Annotated in this window: 17 protein-coding genes; 7 read left to right on the forward strand and 10 right to left on the reverse strand. The window is 50.7% G+C overall.

Annotated features, from left to right (window positions below; translation table 11 throughout):
• Positions 1–7: 7 nt before the first annotated feature.
• Entirely contained in the window at positions 8–1,495 is a 1,488-nt protein-coding gene (locus tag ACR6HW_RS04695) for a DNA-3-methyladenine glycosylase 2 family protein (RefSeq protein ID WP_455730006.1), read from the reverse strand.
• 32 nt (positions 1,496–1,527) lie between these two features.
• Positions 1,528–3,348 (reverse strand): DNA helicase RecQ, encoded by a 1,821-nt coding sequence (gene recQ / locus ACR6HW_RS04700; protein ID WP_455730007.1) that lies wholly within the window; start codon positions 3,346–3,348, stop codon positions 1,528–1,530.
• A gap of 244 nt (positions 3,349–3,592) precedes the next feature.
• Between recQ and ACR6HW_RS04705 the strand changes: the two genes are divergently transcribed.
• Entirely contained in the window at positions 3,593–4,603 is a 1,011-nt protein-coding gene (locus ACR6HW_RS04705; protein ID WP_455730008.1) for a hypothetical protein, read from the forward strand.
• Between the two features lie 308 nt (positions 4,604–4,911).
• On the opposite strand, the gene ACR6HW_RS04710 is transcribed toward ACR6HW_RS04705, so the two are convergent.
• From ACR6HW_RS04710 to ACR6HW_RS04720, 3 genes are all read right to left on the reverse strand, one after another.
• Positions 4,912–6,510: a sodium:solute symporter family protein gene (locus ACR6HW_RS04710; protein ID WP_455730009.1), complete on the reverse strand. Its 1,599-nt coding sequence runs from the start codon at positions 6,508–6,510 to the stop codon at positions 4,912–4,914.
• An 85-nt stretch (positions 6,511–6,595) separates the two neighbouring features.
• Entirely contained in the window at positions 6,596–7,870 is a 1,275-nt protein-coding gene (locus ACR6HW_RS04715; RefSeq protein WP_455730010.1) for an MFS transporter, read from the reverse strand.
• Positions 7,871–7,878: 8 nt separating this feature from the next.
• Positions 7,879–8,982 (reverse strand): ester cyclase, encoded by a 1,104-nt coding sequence (locus tag ACR6HW_RS04720; RefSeq protein WP_455730011.1) that lies wholly within the window; start codon positions 8,980–8,982, stop codon positions 7,879–7,881.
• A 312-nt stretch (positions 8,983–9,294) separates the two neighbouring features.
• Between ACR6HW_RS04720 and lepB the strand changes: the two genes are divergently transcribed.
• Positions 9,295–9,795 carry a signal peptidase I gene (gene lepB, locus ACR6HW_RS04725; RefSeq protein WP_455730012.1) on the forward strand — a complete coding sequence of 167 codons (501 nt, stop codon included), beginning with the start codon at positions 9,295–9,297 and terminating at the stop codon, positions 9,793–9,795.
• 17 nt (positions 9,796–9,812) lie between these two features.
• Positions 9,813–10,019, forward strand: coding sequence for a hypothetical protein (locus tag ACR6HW_RS04730; protein WP_455730013.1), 207 nt, complete (start codon positions 9,813–9,815; stop codon positions 10,017–10,019).
• A gap of 51 nt (positions 10,020–10,070) precedes the next feature.
• On the opposite strand, the gene ACR6HW_RS04735 is transcribed toward ACR6HW_RS04730, so the two are convergent.
• Complete coding sequence (locus ACR6HW_RS04735) at positions 10,071–11,294, reverse strand: tetratricopeptide repeat protein (RefSeq protein WP_455730014.1); 1,224 nt, start codon at positions 11,292–11,294, stop codon at positions 10,071–10,073.
• A gap of 101 nt (positions 11,295–11,395) precedes the next feature.
• Positions 11,396–12,448, reverse strand: coding sequence for a methyl-accepting chemotaxis protein (locus ACR6HW_RS04740; RefSeq protein ID WP_455730015.1), 1,053 nt, complete (start codon positions 12,446–12,448; stop codon positions 11,396–11,398).
• Positions 12,449–12,707: 259 nt separating this feature from the next.
• Here ACR6HW_RS04740 and ACR6HW_RS04745 point away from each other — a divergent pair, with 259 nt between their 5' ends.
• A complete protein-coding gene (locus ACR6HW_RS04745; protein WP_455730016.1) occupies positions 12,708–14,081 on the forward strand; it encodes an MATE family efflux transporter in 1,374 nt (457 codons plus the stop codon).
• A 108-nt stretch (positions 14,082–14,189) separates the two neighbouring features.
• Here the strand turns inward: ACR6HW_RS04745 and ACR6HW_RS04750 are convergent, their stop codons facing one another.
• From ACR6HW_RS04750 to ACR6HW_RS04760, 3 genes are all read right to left on the reverse strand, one after another.
• The gene (locus ACR6HW_RS04750) at positions 14,190–15,023 is read right to left on the reverse strand and encodes an exodeoxyribonuclease VII large subunit (protein WP_455730017.1); all 834 of its coding nucleotides are present in this window, start codon (positions 15,021–15,023) and stop codon (positions 14,190–14,192) included.
• Positions 15,024–15,112: 89 nt separating this feature from the next.
• The gene (locus ACR6HW_RS04755; RefSeq protein ID WP_455730018.1) at positions 15,113–16,054 is read right to left on the reverse strand and encodes an ROK family protein; all 942 of its coding nucleotides are present in this window, start codon (positions 16,052–16,054) and stop codon (positions 15,113–15,115) included.
• 11 nt (positions 16,055–16,065) lie between these two features.
• Entirely contained in the window at positions 16,066–17,058 is a 993-nt protein-coding gene (locus ACR6HW_RS04760; RefSeq protein WP_455730019.1) for a lipoate--protein ligase, read from the reverse strand.
• 214 nt (positions 17,059–17,272) lie between these two features.
• Here ACR6HW_RS04760 and yedE point away from each other — a divergent pair, with 214 nt between their 5' ends.
• From yedE to ACR6HW_RS04775, 3 genes are read left to right on the forward strand one after another with little or no spacing between them, the layout of a single operon-like run.
• A complete protein-coding gene (gene yedE, locus ACR6HW_RS04765) occupies positions 17,273–18,328 on the forward strand; it encodes a YedE family putative selenium transporter (RefSeq protein ID WP_455730020.1) in 1,056 nt (351 codons plus the stop codon).
• Positions 18,329–18,338: 10 nt separating this feature from the next.
• Entirely contained in the window at positions 18,339–18,548 is a 210-nt protein-coding gene (locus tag ACR6HW_RS04770) for a sulfurtransferase TusA family protein (protein ID WP_455730021.1), read from the forward strand.
• Complete coding sequence (locus tag ACR6HW_RS04775) at positions 18,548–18,784, forward strand: DUF3343 domain-containing protein (RefSeq protein WP_455730022.1); 237 nt, start codon at positions 18,548–18,550, stop codon at positions 18,782–18,784. Before ACR6HW_RS04770 ends, ACR6HW_RS04775 begins: the two co-directional genes overlap by 1 nt.
• Positions 18,785–19,089: the final 305 nt, after the last annotated feature.

A 19,089-nucleotide genomic window follows, 5' to 3' on the forward strand; every position in this document is an offset into this window, starting at 1 on the left:
TTGCGCCTCACTTTCTGTATGTTCCCGACCAAAGCGCCAGCGTCAAGTAGCTGCGCCACGGTTTGTAGCGTGCCGCATAGTGTTCAGCCAACTCAATATAACGCTTGCGCCACTGATGCTTGGTCAACACCTCTTTTTTATCGGCCAAAAGCTGTCCGTCGACATCTTTCAAATACGGTGCGAGGCCGTTGATGACGCCGATGTCCATTACAGGAAAGGCATCCGGCCAGCTCATGCCTCGCATGACGAGGTAAGAAGCCGTCCAGTTTCCGATACCTTTGTAAGCAAGGAGTTGTCGCGTCAACGCGTCGGGGTCTAAATGGTCTTCAAACGTTAAACGTCCCGCTAGACAATCACGTGAAAGCACTTGAATCAAATGGCTGCGCGTTTTGATGATACCGAGCTTGCCAAGGGGCGCTTCAACTTCCCCGCAAAAGGCAGACGGTTCCGGAAAACAGCGGGTGACTTCCGGCCAAGGGGTGGTTACCGGTATGCCATAGGTATCGACGAGTCGGCTCAGCAGCGTCATCGCCGCTTTTACAGTAATCTGTTGGCCGACAACGGCGCGTACCGCCATCTCAAACCCATCGAGACATCCAGGGAGCCGTATCCCCACGGGAAGCGTCGATGTCGGTGGCGTAAAAGCGGTGTCGAGGTCAAAGGCACGCCGAACATTGCGTATGACATCGACGAGCACCGGCGCAAGACCATCGCTGACTTCGAGCTGTAAAACGCAGTTTTCAGGTTTTGGCGTCAACTGTATCCAGCCGCTGTAGAGGCGCTCACCACTTTTAACAGAAAGGCCGCGCCTATAAATACCTGCGTCTGTCACCGCCTCCATGTGCTGCAGTGCGCGCACCTTGTAAAAAGCCATCATCGCCTCCCAGTCGTAAGGCGGGCGATAAGCAAGGTTTACACATAGCGCATCGTCGACGCGCTTGCGCCCTCTAAATGCACTGGGCGGCAGCCTGTAGTGCTTTTGCATTGCGGCTCTTAACCTCGAAGCACTGCCGAACCCCGACCGCTTTGCAATAACATCAATGGAGAGTCTCGTGTCACTGAGCAACTGCTTGGCCGTAAGCAACCGCTTAGTCATCATATACTGCTGTGGGCCGGTGCCTACAGCTGCTTTAAAGACGCGGTTCAAATGTCTCGGGGTGACCCCCAGTTCAGCGGCGGCTGCACCCACCTGTCCCGATTGGTAACCGCTTTTATCAAAGTAGCGCACCGCCATTTCAAACAGCGCGTCGTACTGTTCGGCATCGGCGTACCCCGGTGCCAGTTCCGGACGACACCTGAGACACGGCCGATACCCGGCGGCTTCTGCTTCAGCTGCTGTTTTATAAAAGGTACAATTTTCGTATTTCGGCGCAGGCACTTTGCATATCGGCCTGCAGTAAATTCCCGTGGTCTTCACAGCGGTGTAAAACAAACCGTCGAAGCGAGCGTCTTGTGCTTTGACCGCCTGATAACAGGCTTCTTTTTTGAACTGCATCTCCCACCTCCATGACGTTAGTATACCGCATTTTAGCGCGCGCTTTCGGACATGAGCACTTTGATAAATCCGTCGCCATAGGCATCGGCCTTTTTCTCACCGACGCCCTTGACCTCTAAAAGCGCCGTCAGTGTCGTCGGTTTCAGCTGCGCCATATCGGCAAGTGTCGCATTTGAAAAGATGAGGTATGCCGGCACCCCTTTGGCTTGGGCCACTGATTTGCGATGAGCTGCCAATGCCTCATAAAGTCGCGCATCTGTTTCAGAGAGGGTTGCCGCTGTCCCCGAACGCTTCTTGACCCCTTTCTTCTGAGACGCCGTCACACGGTCTTGTTTAATGGCAAAAGACACCTCGCCCTTTAAAATTTGACGAGAGGTCTGCGTCAGTTGAAGCGTAGGGTAAGCACCACCTGCCATTTCAAGGTAACCCGATGCAATAAGATGCATGGCAATTTCTTTAATATACCCTTCGGACTGTGCCTCCATAATGCCATAGGTCGACTGCTTGTCCAGCCCCCACGACAAGAGCTTTTGATCTTTAGAGCCCCTGAGGACTTTGATAACCGTCCCAAGGCCAAAACGTTGACCCGTTCGGTAGACACAGGAGAGCACTTTTTGCGCCTCTACAGTGACATCGGTCCACTCGGACTCGTTAAGACAGTTGCCGCAACTACCGCAACCCGACGCCGGCGGTTGTTCACCAAAGTACTTGAGGATTTCACCGCGAAGGCAGTCGTGGGTATGACAGTAATTGACGAGCAGCTGTAAATTTTCGTACAGCATCGCCACACGCGCTTCTGACCTGCCGTCGTCACCGGATTGAATCAAAAGTTTCTGTTTGACGATGTCAGCGGGGGAATAGAGGAGAATACAGGCGCTCTCCGCCCCGTCTCTCCCGGCACGCCCCGCTTCTTGATAATAGGCCTCCATATTTTGAGGCATGTTGTAATGGATGACAAAGCGCACATCGGGTTTGTCGATGCCCATGCCAAAGGCGTTGGTCGCCACCACTACGCGCGTGCGATCGAACATAAAGTTCTCTTGAACGCTCTTGCGGGTTTCCGCATCTAATCCGGCGTGGTACCCTTCGGCGGAAACACCTCGCTTAATGAGTTCTGCCGCAAGGCTGTCCACGGCCTTTCGCGTCGCACAAAAGACAATCCCCGCCGCCTTGTCCCCGGCACTTTTGATGTGCTCCAAAACATAGCGCGTCTTGTGTTGGGGTTTGGCCACTTTGTACACGAGATTGGGTCGGTCAAATCCCGTAGTGACATCGCAGGGGGCTTCGAGCGCCAACAGCGCCTTAATGTCTTCTTTTACCGACACCGTCGCCGTCGCCGTAAACGCGGCGACCACTGGGCGCTTTTTCAGCTGTTTGATAAATGTGGGAATCTCTCTGTAACTCGGTCTAAAATCGTGCCCCCATTGACTGATACAGTGGGCTTCATCTACGGCGACGAGGTCGATGGGAAGTGTTTTGGCAAGTCGCATAAAACTCGGTGTGTTCAGCCTTTCCGGCGCCACATAGCAAAGTTTGTACGCGCCGTTTGATAGCCCTTCAAGCCGAGCGTAACATTCGGCTTCACTCAGCGAACTGTTGATGTACGTCGCCAACACGGCATTCTCCGTCAGGCCGTCAACTTGATCTTTCATTAGGGCGATAAGCGGCGACACGACCACCGTTACCCCTTTAAGCATCAGAGCCGGCAATTGATAACATATCGACTTGCCACCCCCGGTGGGCATGACGCCAAGCACATCTCTTCCCGCTAAAATCCCTTCTATAATAGACGATTGTCCCGGCCTAAACGCCGAGTAACCAAAATGTTTTTTAAGCAGTTCTAATTCTGTCATAAACGCTCCTTTACAGTCTTCTTCCCTTTAGCCTACCAACTTTTTAAGCCGCTGTCCAGCACTGAAATTTTGTCGGCGGGCTTATGTTGTCAGAAGCACCTCGGCATTTCAACCACTCAATTGGCATATGCGCGGAAAAGCCCAATCAACGCTATAAATATGGATTAATTTAACTTTATTTCAAATTGTCACACCCTTTGTTTTTCGATACAATTAAACAAATTTAACGTATAGGAGTGATTTTATGGGCAAATACCAAGCATCGAAAAAAACTGTGCGCTCGTACTTTGAAGCGCTGGAGCAAGCGACGCCGGAAACCGTTGCCGACGTCATCACCCGTTTTACAACAAAAGCGTACTGCTGGCGCGGCGTCTACCCTTTTAGAGCATTAGAGAGCGCAAACGCCGCAGCAGAAGTGTTTTACGCCCCGCTGATGAAAGCACTTACCGCCATGCAGCGGCGCCAAGACATCTTTATCGCCGGTACAAATGAGATCAGCGGCGACGAATGGGTCATGAGCATGGGGCATTTCGTCGGCCTCTTCGACGCGCCGTGGCTCAACATCCCGCCAACGGGCAAAATGGCGCACTTGCGTTATGCGGAGTTCAACTGCGTCGAAGACGGCAAAATTAAGGAGACCGGGTTGTTTGTAGACATCATCGGCTTTATGTTGGAATCGGGGCTTCACCCCCTTCCGGTGGCCACCGGCCATCACTTCGTCTACCCCGGCCCTCGCGACCACAACGGACTGCTTTATGAAGACGCAGATGCCGTCGAAGGCGAGAAGACGTTAGCACTGGTCAACCAAATGGTGGACGACCTCTCAGCTCTCAACGACAGCGGTGCCATGGGGTGTCCACCGGAAGTGTTGGAACGCACATGGGCCGAGGACATGACGTGGTACGGTCCAGGTGGCATCGGCGCCAGCTACACCATTCCAAGGTATCAGCGTCAGCATCAGCTGCCGTTTAGAAACCATCTAAAAGACAAAAAATTCAACGGTCACGTGTGCCGGTTTGCCGAGGGGCCGTTTGCCTGCTTCTTCGGATGGCCGAATCTCAGCAATACGCCTATTGGCGGCTTTCTCGGGTTGCCAGGTGGCATTCACGCAGATATGCAAGTCGTAGATGTCTACTACCGTAAAGGCGATAAACTCTCTGAGAACTGGGTGCTTATCGACCTTCCTTACTGGCTCAAACAACAGGGGCTCGACGTCATTAGACGCACCACCGACATCGCCGCCTTCAACGGCTGACCCCCTCGCTGACACCACTCGTGCCCAATAGTCGCGAGAAGTCTTTCGACTCAAATTTTGTCGTCTACGACATTTGAGCCCTCAAAACAATTTTCGCTGATGCCTTCTCGCGTTAAATAGTCGCGAGAAGCCTTTCGGCTCAAATTTTGTCGTCTACGACATTTGAGTCCTCAAAACAATTTTCGCTGATGCCTTCTCGCGTTAAATAGTCGCGAGAAGGCTTTCGGCTCAAATTTTGTCGTCTAAAAAAGCACCTGTGTGCCCAGCGCCAATCAGTCTTTAAAGCGTCGGGCATACAGGCGCTTTTTTTAGCGCGCTATCATGTAAAGCAACAGGTACTGGGCTATAAAAAAGCCGAGGACTGTCCAGGCGTATTTGTCCACTTGAAGCGGCAGCAGCGAAACGCCACCTTCTGAAACATTTCCGGAGGCCAGCAGGTTTGAACGCTGTCCCATCACAGTATAACGCTTGACATCGGCATCTGTTTTAGAGTTCCCCAGCAATAGACTGGCGCCGTACCCAATGGCACAAGTGAGCACCATCCCCACGGCGGGACGCCAAATCCAGCTGATGTCCGTCTGCGTGCCGATGACATAGGTCGCAATAAACCCGAGGACGATGCCTAGAGTCACGCCCCTATCGTGTGCCTTTACCGTAAACAGCCCTAGAAAAAATGCGCCACACATAGGCCCAGAAATATACGCAATGTAGCTGCCCACCACCGCGAGCACCGATTGTGTCGTCCCCGAGAAGCCGAGCAACGTCACGCCGATGACCACAAGGCCCCAAACGGCCGAAATGGCCATGGACATTTTCAGTGAGGCCGTCTCGTTACTTCGACTGAAAAAGCGCTCGTGAATATCCTTGACATAAACAGTACTCATGGCGTTGAGCAGGGAGTCCACACTGGACATCGCCGCGGCAAAAACGCCTGCCAGCACGAGCCCGACGACGCCAATTGGCAGGTAATCCGTGATCAGTGTAATCACCACATCGTTGCTCGACTCAAAGGCGCGCCCGTTAAAAAAGTAATAGAGCAGAATGCCGAGACACATAAAGAGGAAGTACAGGGTGTTCATCATAACGGCACTGACCACAAAAGAGCGCTTGACGCCCTTTAGCGATTTAGCGGTTAATATGCGCTGAACCTGCCCTTGGTCGTAGCCAAAATAGCGAATCCACATCACCGTTCCCCCAATGAGCGTCGCCCAGAACGCATTGGTGCGCGACCAATCGAGCGAAAAGTCCAGTGCGTTCAGTTTGCCCGCCTCTCGAGCCATACTGACGGTTTCAAAAAAGCCCACCTCCATTTTGCCGAGAACGAAGAACAGCGAAAATAAGACGCCGAACCACATGACCACCATTTGAAGCGCATCTGTCCAAATAACGGCCTTTATCCCGCCGAGCAACGTGTAAACAATGGCAGATACCACCACAACCGGCACCACTTTAACCAGTGACCACCCCGTCAGCCGCTGAATAATCAAAGAGGGGATAAACACCATAGAACTGATTTGAATAATGGAGTTGGCGATAAAGCCCAGAACCGCGAGTACGCGGGTATATGGCCCAAAGCGCAGCTCGATGTACTCGTAAACCGACGTCAAACGCAGCGCGTAAAAAAGCGGCACACTGGTGAGCATCACCACAAAAATCGCAAGCGGCACGCCGATGTTGACCATAAATGGACTGAGACCGTCGCTATACGCCCACCCCGGCGCGCCGACAAAGCCGTTGGCGCTAATCATCGTCGCCGCAACCGAAAGGCCTATAGGCAGCCAAGGCATCGAGCGCCCCGCGAGAAAATAATCTTCCTGAGTTTTGTTCTTTCGCCCTGTGTACCACCCGAGGACGAGTAGAGACAAAATGTATACGACCACAAGTATAAGGTCCAATTTAGAAATCATGAAAGCCCCCAATCTACACAATCACAGCTGACAGTTGAAACGACGAAAAGACATCAATCTAGGATTCATGTCTTTCGCCTTGTCCTTACGCTTCTCTTTCGCGGCCGAGCGTCTCCGGTAGGAACAGCCACAAAAGCGCCCCTGCGGCAAACACCGCCATGACCACCTTAAAGATGCCGGTCATCCCTGCGGAGGTTGCGGCAATTCCCGCCACTGCCGGCAGTGCAAATGATGAAATCAAGCGCCCGCCGTTAAATGAAATGCCCGGTGCGAGTCCGCTGAAACGCTTGGGAAAGAGCTCGGTGTAATACGCGCCCCACGCCCCGGAAAAACCGATGTTGAAACCGAGGAACAGAGAGACGGCCTTAAAGGCAGCGACACTATCCGCTCCAAGCTGCATGTAGAGAAAAACGCCGACGGCACAGAGGAGCATCCCAATTGCCGGGACTTTGCGCCCAAACTTATCCGACACGAACCCCCATACATTGTACCCCACCAATTGACCGATGCCCTGAAGGCTGTAAATGGCACCTGCAGTGGCAGCCGTCATTCCAAGCGACGTTTTCAGGTAGGTTGTCGCGTTGTTTGAAAAAGCCGAATACGCCGTAAAGTTCATGCCGGACAACAGAATCACACCGATGCCGATAAACAGGTATTTCCCCTTGTACATACTGAAGTAATTGATTTTCTCACCGCGTTCTTCCAGCGTCGCCGCCTGCCTTTCAAGGGTCAGTGCCTTGTCGTCCGGTACGAACAGTTTAATCAACACGACGCCGATTAAATGCGGCACAATCGCCGTGTAGATGAGGAGCTGCCAGCGGCTATCCCCCAGCGCGCTGTACAGCATCCCCGCAAAAATCATCGCCACTGAGAACGTGCTGGTGAGAACAGCGGCGAGTTTTCCGCGGTACTTGGGCTCAAACATCTCCGTTACCAGAGGAACGGCTGTACCGAAGACACCGCCCAGTGCAAATCCGGTCATAAACCGCGCCGCGCGCCATAGGGTAAAGTTGGTAGGCGCCAAGAGCGGCAGAAACGTCATGCCGGCAATCATTAGGGCAATGCCCATCAGCGTGTTCTTCTTCCCGATTTTCGTCGTCAACATGCCGAAAAACAAAGTGCCCGGAATGGTTGCAAACGACATAATGGCGAAAATCGCCGACGCCTGTTTCAGTGTAAAGCCGAAGCCACCGTCTGCGACAGTCATAATCATCGTCGGTCTCACAAAGGTGCCAACCATAAAGTTGTAACAATAGAAAAAGTAAACCACCAAAATGGCGAGAAACGCCAGCAATCTTTTCGCAAGCGATAGATTGGCGCCGAGTAAAATCAGCGAATTTTCCCCGTGTTCTGCTTTCATAATGCCCCCTATTCTTCTTCTTTCGCGCTGTTGTACATCTGTCGCAACACGTCGAGTCCGTCGTAAGTCATCCACTCTTCCACGACTTTTCGGTCCTCGAGGCGCAAATGGGTGATGCCTAAAAAAGTCACCGGTTTGCCCGAAGGCTTCCCAAACATGCCGAGGCCTTCGTTGAGACCGCTGATGCGCCATCTGACGGCGACGTCGTACGTTTCGGGCTCCGGTCGCGCGTTAACGGTGACGCGCTCCACGAGATACGCCGCATTTGGAAATGAGGCAAACAAGTTGACGAGCATCCCCTGAATGGCCTGATGCCCAGCCAAATCCTTGTCGCAAATGTAGTGCAATGTGGCGTTTTCCGCGTAGTAGCGCTTGACCTCGTCAAAGCGCCTGCAACTGTATATGCGATGAACCATTTCCATGACGTATTCGCCGATGGAAGCGTCTTTGGCCTCGTAGCGCTCTGGAAAAAACTGTCCCTTCATATTGGCGTCCATACCGTATCGCGTCCTTTCCACACCGTTGTTGTCGCAAGTGCTCTGTGCCATCTGCTGCGCCACTGCCCTCGGATCGAGTCTCAGTTGCTTGACAATCCAGAGGTTGTCTCTCACGAGCCACTCTTCGTAGATGCGGTTGTGAGAAACCGCACAGTCCACAACGGTTCTGAAATTGATTTTTTTATCTGTAGCGGGACCAAAAGTGCTGTCGTTTAAATGCGTCGCCGTAGAGAGAATGCGATGTGACGACATAAAGCCGTCTTCGCGGTGACGCGACCAAATGACATTTTGTCCAATCAACTTTCGATCGGGAAACGCGTGTAAAGTCTCCAGTGTGCCACAGATGACTTTGTCTACGCCGACGGCGTTGGTGGATCCCAAATGCATCACCACGTTGTTGTGGTACGTGTCGTAGATAATACCAATGCCCTTTTCTTCCCAAATGCGATGGGTGATTTTCATAATGTAGTCGACGAAGTCGTTGTACTGGTCGTCAAACCCCGGCAGTTCTTGTTCAGACGACTCTAGGGTTACAAAGGCGTTGTAATCGTATTCGCCGACGGGATTTACAGCGCTCATATCTCCGTAAAAGATCACTTGTGAAGGTGTTGTCATAGGTGCCTCCTCGTATTTTGTTACCGTCATTGTATGCGATTCCGGAAGCGCTGACAACGCACCCGTGTTCCAGTATATGTAATTTTTATATAACCGTCGTCTCACGTTGTCTCACCTGTATTTTCAATTGGGCTGTTTCAGTACATCTCACTGCAGGCGATGGCATCAGATAAAATTTTCAAATCTTTCAGACAAAACACGCTCTGACGCCGTTTATCTCTTGAACGTGTTCTTAATTTATGTTATATTTTAGGAAATGTAACTTTTATTTAGTGAGCATTTTGTGGTTTTCTCTATCATAAGGAGGCGGTTATGAAGCGGTATTGGATTCTATTCGGCACACTAGGGCTTTTTTTAATACTGACAGTTACCACGGCGACGTGTTTTGCTTTTTATACGTCCTCCGGCAATTCCATGAATCCCACTTTGAAAGCGGATAAAACCGTGTTTGTTCGCAACTATTTTCAAAAAATCGACGGCACGCCCAAACGCGGCGCCATTATGGTCTTTTACCCGCCTGGCAACCGGAACATCAAGGTGGTCAAACGCGTCGTGGGGTTACCTGGCGACCGCATTGAAATCAAAGACGGCGCCGTATACGTCAACGATGTGCGCTACGAGGAAACGTACACGGAACCGGGCATTAAAACACAGCCTCAACTCAGTTTTCCGCACCACAGCACTTGGAAAGTCCCGGACGACGCGCTCTTTTTCCTAGGTGACAATCGACGTCCCGGTGCCAGTAACGACAGCCGAAACTTCGGCTGTATCCCTTTAGCGGACGTCATCGGCTTTGTTTTGGCGTCTTTCTAATCCAAGGAGGTCTTCTCGTGTTTAAACGTTTTTTTAAGCGTTCCAAACCGTCCTCTATGGCCACTAATGGTGTGACCCTGTTTCTCGGCGTGTCCGCTATCGGAATAGCGCATTTGATTTTCCGGTTTTCCGCAGTGATGCTAATCACACTTTTTACAGGGCTGGGCCTCAGATTTACATGGGACAGTTACCTTTGCTGGAAAGCTTTTAGACGCGAAGAGTAACCCTCTTCGCCAATGTATAAAGGTGCGCCGAAGCGCACCTTTATACATTTCCTATGTGGTTTGAATCAATATGCTCCCGAGGATCTGCTTGAGAACGCGACGGCTCTCATCGTCTACTGCATACCGGCGCACATACCGGACGATGTCTTTTGAAATGCGCTTTAGGCACGACGTCGGCATGTCTAAAACTTCTATTAGGCGGGCCAATGTGCTGAGGTGATGCAAGGTATAGATATAGCCTTCTTTTATTTCATCGAGCAAACGCCGTACCACTTTAACCACAGCCTCTGAATCGCCACAGGTCAACTTGATTTTGAGATACGTTTCGAGCTTTCTGTGTTTGGATGCCGAAATGGTCCACGAGGCATCGTCAAATACGCGGTCGATGGCGGACGCCGCTTCTGTGAGAAGACCTTTGCTCAAATAGTAGGCGGCAAACTCGTCGTAGACGTAATAGAGCAAGTCCCCTTTTTTTTCAATGTGTGCCGCCGCCTTTTCGTAATAGCGAAACGCCAGTTCTTGGTCCCCTGTGGCCTTCGCCACATCGCCTAGCCGCATGTACAGAAAGCACTTGCTGTCCACGACGTCGGCGATGTCAAGCGCTTTTGAGAAAGCTTCCCGGCTGTCCTCAAACTGCCCCAGCTTAAAGTAAGCCTGTCCCAAATTGGCGTACATTTGGCATTTGGTCACTCTGCCGACCACTTGGACAACTGTTTCTTCAAAACAGTCGACACTTTTTCGAAACGCCTGCCTAGGCATTTCTTCTGCAGTGAAAAGCAACTGGTCTGAAAGGTACAGACCGAATCGGTCGATGTTTGCCCTGTCGCGCATGGTATTCACTGCTACGTCGATGTAGGCCTTCGCCCAACTGTTTTCTCCTTGGTTGTGATAAAAGTGCGCGTAGCACCTGCAGACGATGGCGTAATCCTCCATCAAACCGTAATCCAGCGTCAACATCTTCAACTTTTCGAGCAGCTGACTGTCGCCTTTAAAAACGTAGGTGTCTATTGTCCAAGAGACTTGAGACGTCCACTGCCTAATCTGCGTGGCTTCATCGGCGTACAAGTCGTGAAAGTCCGCGTCAAAGGCACGCATCAACCGGATCTTAAACGTCGAAGACCCCAATGTCTTGCTGGATAAGTATTGGCGAACAGATGAGGCGTACAGGTCGATGGCGTCTGCAAACGCTTCTATGGACCCGTACTTCGCCACTATCTTTTCGCGTAATTGTACACCGGGTGATTTAATGACAATATCGCTGAGCGCGTATTTCATGACGTCCTCCTTAATGTTTTGTATAGCGTACCATAAGCGCACACAAAAAAGCCACTGTTTTCAGTGACTTTTTAAAGGGTACTCGCGTGCTATACCGTTCACTAGGAGTTGCTGTTAATCCCAAAGGCGTACTCGACGACAACGACTCGATTGCCGTATTTTTGGGCGCAAAACTTGGCGTAAAATCCGTCGAGTCGCGTGACAATCGGCGTAAAATAGCAGTTTGACTTTAGTTTGCCTTCGTACAAGTGTTGGTACCCGTGGCAAATGGCGAACAAGTTCAGGCCGATGCTGGCGTCTTCTGTGGCCAGTACCACTTTTCCCGTAGCGTCCAACACCTGAAAGTTGCTGATGTTAAGGGCTTTTGACAATGTGCGGCAGCCTTCGACATCGACACATTTGTCCACGGATTTAACCAAGTTCGCCAGTTGTGCTTTTAATATGACGTCGATGGACTTCTCGGAGACAAAGTGGTAAAAATCATCGCTTAGTTCTTTTAAGTTGTCCGCACTCGCCAAAAGCTGATCGATGTCCTCGTAAATAGCGCCACACAATTTGTCGGCATGTTCGACGCGGGCAACTTGTGCAGTTGTGGCGCCTTCAATATGTGTGACAAACTGTTCCACTTGTCGGTTGATATGTCCCAGCGAGTCATCCGTTTCAAGTGACAGTTTTCTGATCTCGTCGGCGACAACTGAAAAGCCCCTTCCGGCATCGGTCGCGTTGCGCGTCGATGCCATGTAACTGTTGAGGGCGTTAAGGGCCTCCTGCGTGTGGGCGAAAGCCTCTTTGATAGAGGCCATTTCTTGCAATGTCGCCTGCACTTCAAACAAAACTGCCGAAAAATCTTCTTTGAGTTCAAGGATGCGCTCTTCATTAGCCGTCGCAAAACGATGAAGCGCACTTGACAGTTCGCTGGTTTTTAGAGCGGCAATCACCATTTCTTCAAAGGTCGCCGCATACACATCGCTCAATTTTCTCAGCGCCCTCTGCGTGCTTTTAAAGCACTTTTTTTCCCGGTGTAGCGGCGTTTTATAGTCGCCCTTTGAAAAGCGCTCTATGATGTAATCCAATTGCTGAACTCGACGGTCAAACCAAAAATGAAAGACGCCAAAACTCAGTCCGACGCCCAGTAAAAAACCCACTACAATCACTTGCAAAACCTCCCCATTCTCTAGACATATAGGTGCCTTTTCTATTATAATGGTTAACAAATGATAATTAAATAATATTTTTTAAGTTTCACAGGGAAATGGGTAAAAACACATGTGAAGTCGGTTTTAAGGCTTATTTTATATTTGTTAATTTTTCGAAACATTTCATTAGTGCCGTCGACTTTTTTATTTTGCGTGCAATTTAATCGGTACAATGGTAAAATAATTCGTGACACTAATTTATTTTAGGGGGAAAAACATGTTCAAAAAGGATTTAACACAGGGCAATGTGTATGGGAACTTGCTCTACATGGCGCTTCCGACAATGTTTGGCTTTTTTGCTCAAACCCTGTTCAGCGTCGTCGACCTCTATTTTATAGGGAAAATTTCAAGTGAGGCCCTTTCCGGCGTCACAATTTACAGTTCTATTTTTATGATTGTCTTCGTCTTTAACGACATTGTCGGCACCAGTTCCATCGCCATGATTTCTCAAGCCTATGGCGAAAAAGACTACGACCGTACATCGCGCGTTATTGAACAGAGCATCGTTTTTAAGGCGTTAATCGCCATTGTAGCCGGCCTGCTCATCGGTGTGTTTCTCAAGCCGCTCATCGCTTTTTTTAGCGACGATACCGCCATACAGACAGCGGCACTTGACTACGGTTACATACGTACGTTTTTCTTGCCGATTATGTTTTCATCTTACACGGTCAATACGGCCATGCGCTGTGTGGGCGACTCTAAAAAGCCGTTGTACATCATGGTCATCGTCTCTATTGTCAACATCGTTCTCGACCCGATTTTCATGTTCGAAACTCTCGACTTGGGGATTGTCACCATAAAGGGCTTCGGCATGGGCGTGTTCGGCGCAGCACTTGCAACGGTCATCAGCAACACTGTGGCGTTTGTCTTGGCCTTTTACATTCTCTTGTCCGGAAAAACGTATATTGGCATCGAGCCTAGACGCCTTTTGACACTGGACAAAGAAATCGACAAAAAACTCATGTCCATCGGTTTGCCGACGGGGTTTGAAGGCCTAAACCGCAACCTTGCCAACTTTGTCCTACTGAGATTTGTGACGGCTTATGGCGCCAGTGTCATTGCGGCCTACGGCATCCTCATCCGGCTCATGGACCTGTTTTTTATGCCGCTCTTCGGCCTCAATATGGGCGGCAGCACCATCGTCGGTCAAAACCTCGGCGCTCAAAACGAGCCGCGTGCCGTCAAGACGGTCTTCGCCACTGCAAAACTGGGCGCCCTGATTATCGTCGCCGTCAATGTCGCGATTTTCTTTATGGGCGACCGCCTTATCGGCATTTTCACCGACGATTTAGAAGTCATTGCCATCGGCGCCCGAATGCTCAGGTACATCGCCCCCTCCATGCTCTTTATCGCCATTATGTTCGGCATCGGTACGGCGTTTTCGGCATCGGGTTACAACAAGCCCTTCCTCATTGCCAGTGTGGTCTCCAGATGGGGCGTGCTGATGCCACTTGCTTTCATCTCGTACTACTTGCTCAAGCTGGACTATATGGGCTTGATTATCGCCTACATTTTTACGGAGTTTGTCGATATGGCGATTATCGTCTACCACTATATAAAAGGCAAATGGCGTCTGATGGTGGTGAAATAATCTCGAAATTTGAAAAGGTACTGTTGCCATTCCCATTGGGGACGCAACAGCACCTTTTTTTGTTTTTTGAGTGAAACCGAAAGCTCACTGTCTAAAATTTCCGTTTGCTTAAAGCCCCCACTGAAACCACGTAAAGGCCCCGATTGCAACTGCTGCAGCCAGACGTCGGTACCACTTGTGACGCACGTGGCGTCTACGCAGTTCGCTAAGGGTTTGAGCCGCTTGAGACGGCGTGTCGTAACTGTAATCTGCGAGGGCGTCAGCCGCCGACCGAAAGCCGGCGTGTCCCAGCGCGGTTACGACGATTTTCGAACTCTTGCCGACGGCTTCTGTCACTGCCGGATGGTTAAAGACATGTAAGCCGTCGACGCCGCCTCTTGAAATCAGAACCACATCCACATCGGTTTCTTCTGCTGCGCCGATGGCGCGGGCAATGGCGTGTGGGTCGAGTAAGTTCACAAACTGCTCTTCCAAGGTGTAGTACCGATGCAGGTTGTTTTGAATGTCGAGACGCGCTTCGCTGTGCGCCGACGTCACCAGTGCGATTGACACCGTCTTGCGCCCTCTAAAGGACAGCCGCCGACGCCTTCTGCGCCGCCCTTTGCGACGCTTCACTTGTGCAGGCGCCTTTTGCCGAGATAGCGTATGGGCGCTGAACTGGATTTGTACGGTGTCTTTGGCATACGGTGGTTGATACAGCCGGTAATCACCTCTGAGGGTTACCGTTTCCCATTGCCGAATAGCCGTACCGTCTTGCGGCATGTAGACGGTGATTACACCGGTGTCGCATTTGAGTTTAAAAACAGTCTGACCGCCTCTAAAATGCTTGGGGCGGTCTAACACAGTGCCGGTTAAAACGGTATCCTCCGGTAATGCACACTGCTCTTGCAGATGTCTGTAAATTGAAGCAAAACGCTTTTCTATATTTTCTGGGTAAATCATCTGTTATGCCTTCCTATTCTGTCATGCTACCATTATAACAGATAATTGTAGACCATGCGTCTGTAAGTCTCCCCTCGGGCAAAATGCTTTTATAGGGTCTCTATGGCTTTAGCAAGTGCAAAGCCGCCGTAAGTGCCCGCTTCATCTCCGAGGCTCGACAGTTCAATGCCGACGGTGTCAAAGAGGCCGGGCATCGTATGCCCCTTTGCAACTTCTTGTGCACGGGGGAGCATCACATCGCCCAGTGCCGAAATCACACCGCCGCCCAAGATGATTTGGTCGGGATGAAAAATGTTGATGAGGCTGCCAATGGCGACGCCCAGTGCTCGAGATGCCCTGTCCACAGCTTCCACTGTGATGAGATCGCCGCTTTTATAGGCCTTTTCCAACAGGGAACTCTTAAAGATGCCTTTTAAATCACCGGAGAGCACAGAAGTGCCACCCCGCTCCAAATGGCTCTTGATGTACTGGGTAATGGCTGTTTTTGACGCGTAGGCTTCTAAACAGCCAAAGGCCCCGCAACCGCACTTCGCCCCGTTCTCCATCACCACCATGTGTCCGAGCTCGGCAGCTGCGCCGCGACCGATGTACAGACGACCGTCTATAACAATGGCACCGCCGACCCCTGTTCCGACGAACAAGCCCACCACATTCTTAACGGTGGGGTTTTGTTGGCGCGCGTACTCGCCGTACATCGCCACATTCACGTCGTTGCCCACATAGGCTTCGACGCCGTACTCGGCTTTTAAATGCCCCTTTAAGTCAAAGTTTCGAAACGGTAAATTGGGTGAGAAACTGACGACGCCTTCGGCATCCACAAGCCCCGGTACACCGGCGCCTACGGCACCAATGGTGTAATCCTGCGCCTCCATCAGACCGGAGAGCACTTTGTCCAGTTGCTCCAGTACGCTCTCCAGGCCTTCGTGTGCCTTGGTCTTCTTTTTAATTTTTAAGATCCCTTCGCCACTCTCGTCGTAGAGTATCCCTAAGATTTTACTGCCGCCGATATCCAGCCCAATATAACCGCGCATGTAAGCCTCCTTTAAATCGGCAATGTGCGCACCCAGCGCGCCACATCGTCACGTGCGTCGATGTCACTGCCGCCGGCGTCTATAGCGCCGATTGCCTTTGCCAATGTTTCGCTTTCAAATTTAATATCGTCGAGCGCATCGGACAGCTGCTCGATAAACCCGGTGGACATGGCGTCTGAATAAACGGTGCACGACTTGGTTTTGGCACCTTTCAGTTCAAAGTTCAGCGCCACTTCGCCCCATGGGAATTTTTCTTCAAAGGTCACGTCAAAGGACGGTGTTTTACCATAGCGCCAATCCCACGACGCGTAGTGCTGAAAACGTTCCAATGCTTGTGGTGGCGCGTCGTTCTCTGTAATCTTGTAAATGGCGCCGACGTCGCCGTATTCTTTTTCAAAAGCTTTTCTAAGCGCTTCTTGCATCGCCTGAACGGTGATTTCCGGGTTGATTTCCTTTAAGTTTATTACCCGAGATTTTACCGACTCAACCCCTTTGGATTGAAGTTTTTTCATGGACACGTTCAAGTACTTCCCAAGGTTCGGCATGTCGACGTCAATCAGAACGGTGCCGTGGTGGTAGTAGTTGTTTTTGCCATAGTAAAAAGCGTTGCCAGAGAACTTTCGATCGTCTGCTAAAATGTCGTTTCGGCCCGAAAAATGAGCGTTGACGCCAAGGCTCTTAGCGGCCTCGACGATAACCTTCAGTTGTCTGTGTAGGTCTTCGTACTTCTTGGGCATAACAAATGTAAAGTTGAGGTTGCCGAGGTCGTGATAGACAGCACCACCGCCTGAAAGTCTTCTTGCCAATTTACCATCTGCCGCTTCCAAGTCGGATACGAGCACTTCCTTCCAAGGGTTTTGGTGTTTGCCGATGACGACGGTGTGCTGATTTTGCCATAAATAAAAGTACACTTCGTCGCTATTGACTTCGTTGACGAGGTACTCTTCAAAGGCCAAATTGAACCATGGATTGGTGGATTTCGATACAAAGAGCTTTGTTTTCATACTTGCCTCCGTTAAAATTTATATCATCTTAATTGTAAAGGTTTAGCCGTATTAAATCAAATACCCCTAGGCCGTACATCTAAACGTTTTACCATATAAATAAACATTATATTTAGGTAAACACTATAAATATCTTTCATTAGATTTGTTATATTGACCGTGGTATGATGGCGGTGGGGTAAGTGAAAATATTCACATATTTAGGAGGTTACAATTGAAACACAAAAAAATTATTCTAACCGGCGTCGTTATCGGCGCGCTGTCCGCCTTGCTGGTCAAGTACGGCAACCCGGGCAATATGGGCATTTGTGTGGCCTGCTTTTTAAGAGATATTTCCGGAGCACTTGGCTTCCATTCAGCAGGTGTCGTCCAATTCATCAGACCTGAAATCATCGGTCTGATTCTCGGTGCTTTTGCAGCAGCGCTGGCGTTTAAAGAGTTTAAGAGCGTCGGCGGGTCTTCACCGGTAACGCGGTTTGTCCTCGCCATCGTCGTGATGATCGGCGCATTGGTCTTTCTCGGCTGTCCGCTCCGCATGGTGCTGCGCATTGCCGGCGGCGACCTCAACGCCATTATCGGCCTCGTGGGCTTTGTAGCGGGTATCGGTATCGGCATCGTCTTTTTAAACAAAGGGTTTTCTTTAAAACGCAATTACAAACAGGGGACTTTTGAGGGCAGCATCATCGTCTTTATCGCGGCGTCTTTTCTCGCCCTCCTCGTTTTGGCACCGTCGTTTATCCGCTTTAGCGAATCAGGTCCCGGATCGATGTACGCCCCAATTGCCATGTCGCTCATCTTTGGGCTAATCGCCGGATTTATGGCGCAGAGAACACGCCTCTGTATGGTCGGCGGCATTCGCGACGTCATCTTGTTCAAAGACGCCCACCTGTTGACGGGCTTTATCGCCATTATCGTCTCTGCCGGCGTATTTAACGCCTTGTTTGGCAATTTCCACCTCGGTTTTGTAGATCAGCCGATTGCACACAACGCGTGGCTTTGGAACTTCCTAGGCATGGTTGTCGTGGGATGGGGCTCTGTCCTCTTAGGCGGCTGTCCGCTCAGACAACTGATTTTGTCGGGAGAGGGCAATAGCGATTCCGCCATTACCGTCTTAGGCCTCATTGTGGGCGCGGGCATTGTGCACAACTTCGGTCTTGCTGCGAGTCCTAAAGGCGTTCCATTTAACGGAAAAGTGGCGATTTTCGTCGTCCTCGCTATTTTAGCGGTGATTTCCGTCGTCAATCTCGAAAAATTTACGAAGCGAGCTTAGGAGGTAACTCATGTCGCGTATAGATGCACGGGGGATGTCGTGTCCCCAACCCGTATTAATGGTCAAAAAAGCGGTTGCCGACAACCGAAATGCCGTGGAAGTTCTCGTGGACAATACCACTGCCGAAAACAATGTAATGCGCTTTTTAAAAAGTGCCGGTTACAAGCAAGTGGTTTGCGAGTCCGCCGGCGACGATACGGTTATCAAAGGCACCAAATAATGCTCGAGGTCATCGTTTTATTCCACACCCATTTCGGCGCCATCAACTTTGAACGCCAATACAGGGAAACGCTTTCTAATTTTACGCTTAAACCTACCCCTAGAAAGCTCAGTTCAGGCTGTGGCATCTGTGCCGCCTTCCAACTGGACCGCCTAGACGCTGTCGATGATTTTGACGATACGCATATTGCGGCGGTTTACGAAGTGTCGGGTACAGACTACCGTCAATATCGCTAATTGAAAACGTTCTGTGTCCCCGCTGGGGCACAGAACGTTTTTGTGTACTTCCAGGGGGGACGGTTCTTTTGTGCCATCTCCAGGGATGTCCGCGCGTCAAAGCCTTGCTGTATCCCTCTTTCACAAGACATACACCGCGGGTAAACGGTTCGGCGGCCACTGACCATGCCGGCAACTTTCTGTGGCGACGCCTATAGACATTCGGGCAGTTTGCTGATTTTTAAAGGATTAGAGGTATCCACAAAGGCTAAAAAATGTTAAAATATAGTGGTATGCGGCACAAAAGAACCGTCCCCCCTGTGCAT

The organism is Fusibacter sp. JL298sf-3 (assembly GCF_053842995.1).

Coding starts and splice junctions, on each gene's coding strand:
- ACR6HW_RS04775 (WP_455730022.1), top strand. CDS start 18,548: ATGCTCGAGGTCATCGTTTTATTCCACACCCATTTCGGCGCCATCAAC.
- ACR6HW_RS04720 (WP_455730011.1), bottom strand. CDS start 8,982: ATGACAACACCTTCACAAGTGATCTTTTACGGAGATATGAGCGCTGTA.
- ACR6HW_RS04745 (WP_455730016.1), top strand. CDS start 12,708: ATGTTCAAAAAGGATTTAACACAGGGCAATGTGTATGGGAACTTGCTC.
- ACR6HW_RS04710 (WP_455730009.1), bottom strand. CDS start 6,510: ATGATTTCTAAATTGGACCTTATACTTGTGGTCGTATACATTTTGTCT.
- ACR6HW_RS04750 (WP_455730017.1), bottom strand. CDS start 15,023: ATGATTTACCCAGAAAATATAGAAAAGCGTTTTGCTTCAATTTACAGA.
- ACR6HW_RS04770 (WP_455730021.1), top strand. CDS start 18,339: ATGTCGCGTATAGATGCACGGGGGATGTCGTGTCCCCAACCCGTATTA.
- ACR6HW_RS04705 (WP_455730008.1), top strand. CDS start 3,593: ATGGGCAAATACCAAGCATCGAAAAAAACTGTGCGCTCGTACTTTGAA.
- ACR6HW_RS04755 (WP_455730018.1), bottom strand. CDS start 16,054: ATGCGCGGTTATATTGGGCTGGATATCGGCGGCAGTAAAATCTTAGGG.
- ACR6HW_RS04715 (WP_455730010.1), bottom strand. CDS start 7,870: ATGAAAGCAGAACACGGGGAAAATTCGCTGATTTTACTCGGCGCCAAT.
- ACR6HW_RS04695 (WP_455730006.1), bottom strand. CDS start 1,495: ATGCAGTTCAAAAAAGAAGCCTGTTATCAGGCGGTCAAAGCACAAGAC.
- lepB (WP_455730012.1), top strand. CDS start 9,295: ATGAAGCGGTATTGGATTCTATTCGGCACACTAGGGCTTTTTTTAATA.
- ACR6HW_RS04760 (WP_455730019.1), bottom strand. CDS start 17,058: ATGAAAACAAAGCTCTTTGTATCGAAATCCACCAATCCATGGTTCAAT.
- recQ (WP_455730007.1), bottom strand. CDS start 3,348: ATGACAGAATTAGAACTGCTTAAAAAACATTTTGGTTACTCGGCGTTT.
- ACR6HW_RS04735 (WP_455730014.1), bottom strand. CDS start 11,294: ATGAAATACGCGCTCAGCGATATTGTCATTAAATCACCCGGTGTACAA.